Source organism: Aquitalea sp. ASV11 (genome assembly GCF_016429185.1).
GTDB lineage: Bacteria > Pseudomonadota > Gammaproteobacteria > Burkholderiales > Chromobacteriaceae > Aquitalea > Aquitalea pelogenes.
In genome coordinates this window covers 1-302 of sequence record NZ_JAELUD010000237.1, presented here as the reverse complement: position 1 = coordinate 302, position 302 = coordinate 1, and the positions used below count along the sequence as shown (strand labels likewise).

At 72.8% G+C, this 302-nt stretch carries 1 pseudogene; it reads right to left on the bottom strand.

Annotated elements, in window-relative coordinates:
- Positions 1-302 (bottom strand): annotated as a pseudogene (locus JHD62_RS22780) (hypothetical protein); the annotation flags it as partial.

Genomic DNA, 302 nt, shown 5'->3' with positions numbered 1-302 from the left:
CCCCCCCCCCCCCCCCCCCCCCCCCCCCCCCCCCCCCCCCCCCCCCCCCCCCCCCCCCCCCCCCCCCCCCCCCCCCCCCCCCCCCCCCCCCCCCCCCCCCCCCTTTTCACGCAGAAGACGGCATACGAGATTATTGCGTTCGTCTCGTGGGCTCGGAGATGTGTATAAGAGACAGGGTATAGCGTGGCCCAGGTGGCGTGGTCGGCCGCGCTGTAACGCTCCAGCGGCTGCGGCAGGGTGTAATCGGCCGCATCGTGGGTCAGGCCCAGATTTTTGCGGGTGGTGATGTCGGGAACGACAAA